3 protein-coding genes are annotated in these 1,872 nt (G+C 31.8%); 1 reads left to right on the forward strand and 2 read right to left on the reverse strand.

Annotated elements, in window-relative coordinates:
• Positions 1–91: 91 nt before the first annotated feature.
• On the reverse strand, positions 92–691 hold the full coding sequence (locus J6Y29_06855) for a hypothetical protein (protein MBP5427582.1): 600 nt from the start codon (positions 689–691) through the stop codon (positions 92–94).
• Between the two features lie 275 nt (positions 692–966).
• Between J6Y29_06855 and J6Y29_06860 the strand changes: the two genes are divergently transcribed.
• Entirely contained in the window at positions 967–1,653 is a 687-nt protein-coding gene (locus J6Y29_06860; protein ID MBP5427583.1) for an IS1595 family transposase, read from the forward strand.
• Here J6Y29_06860 and J6Y29_06865 read toward each other — a convergent pair.
• On the reverse strand, positions 1,584–1,872 hold a 289-nt coding region (locus tag J6Y29_06865; GenBank protein ID MBP5427584.1), incomplete at its 5' end, for a T9SS type A sorting domain-containing protein. The genes J6Y29_06860 and J6Y29_06865 overlap by 70 nt on opposite strands.

Genomic DNA, 1,872 nt, shown 5'->3' on the forward strand with positions numbered 1-1,872 from the left:
CTGCATACCATGGTCATAAACAATGCGGGTATCAGCGTAACGGCATATACTTTTTTATTAATGGCCAAATAAACGGTTATTGCCCAAAGTGTTACCATTGCCAATGACTATACCACCACGAATAAAGAGAGGCGTCCAATACAAGTACTTGCAGTTCTATAGATGCATCATCCGGAATTTTTTCCATCGGTTGCAGTATCGGCTGCCACGTTAGAAGGACATCGGACATGGTATCAAATAGATTCACATGAAGTATATAATGCTTGTCTTTCACCTTTTCCATGTAGCAAACAGGAACATTCCATGCCAAGTCGATTTTGTTCCCTGTACTATATATCTCCAGCCAAATCAAAGATGCCGTATCAAAAGAGAGATTATAGGTTTGATTTTCAGGCTGGCAATAATAGTCCAATGTATCTTGACAATTTATTAAACCAAATTTTACCATATATGGTCTATACCAATTACAAGTATTATATTTTTCTTTAGAATAAAGAACATCTTCATTGTCAAAGTCGGGCATATTTGCAGATTGATGGAGTGTATCATATAAATTCGAATAATAATATCGTATATCTATTGTGTCAAAACTGATATTAAAATTGGTATCTGACCCTAATACAAATTTTATCTGTTTGAAAAAGGTATAGCTCTTAGTGGAGTCTATGGTTTTTATTACCACCAAGTTCATGGTATCGCCTATATGTCCTTCCATTGTAGTATAAGCTTTCTGGACAGGAGTCGAAGTTTTATTTTCACAACCCTCATATTGCAATCGGTTACAGGTGCAGGATGTGGTATTGATGATTTTTTGTGTATAATTATTTTTGGTTCAGGACAACTTTAGAAACAAAAATATTGTATAATAGATTGAATATTTGCTAAATATAGTCAAAAAAAAATGTTGCAGATTTACACAAGACAACTTTAGCGTTATTTTTGTATCAATAACTAATTGATACAAAGATGAAAAATAAGTATTTAGAGCATGCTCATGTTGATGAACGCACATTTAGACAAATTTTACGTTATTTTTGTTTAGATATTGAAGCAAAAAAAGTAGCAGAAATCACTCATATTTCTCGCCAAAGTATCAATAAATTATTCTACTATTTTAGAATTCGAATAAAAGAAATATGCGATGAAGATACTATCTGTTCAGATGGAGAATATGAACTTGATGAAAGTTATTTTGGTGCTCGCAGAGTACGAGGAATACGAGGTCGTGGAGCAAAGGGAAAAACAATCGTTTTTGGTATATTAAAGAGGGGTGGTAATGTTTCTACCTTTGTAGTTAGAGATTGCAAATATTCTACATTATTGCCTTTAATTAAACAAGTTATTTCCAGCAATTCAACAATATATACAGATGGATATACTACATATCAACATTTAATTGACAATGGTTTTTCTAATCATTTAACTGTTAATCATAATAATAATGAATTTGCAAGAAATGGGAAAATACATACAAATGGTATAGAGAATTTTTGGGGATTGTGTAAAAGTAGATTAACAAAATTTAGAGGAATTGATAAACAAACTTTTATTTTACATATTAAAGAATGTGAATTTAGATATAATCATCGACATGAAAATTTATTCAATTTTCTATTAAAGAATTTTAGAAAAAAACCTCTAAAGTTGTCCTGAACCTTATTTTTATATGTTTGTACTTGTACGCAATAACATCCTTGAGAGGATAAATTGAATTGATAAGTATGCTCTCCTGCACATAAATCATATTGTCCGCTGAGCACAATTTTTCCTGTCAAATCAAATACTCTTATGCTGACGGGTTGGGGTTCTGCCAAACTGAATTTAAGTTTCGCCTTACCTGATATGGGATTGGGGTATATTTTTAAACAAGGC

This window comes from Clostridiales bacterium (assembly GCA_017961515.1).
Taxonomy (GTDB): Bacteria; Bacillota; Clostridia; order Acetivibrionales; family RGIG10202; genus RGIG10202.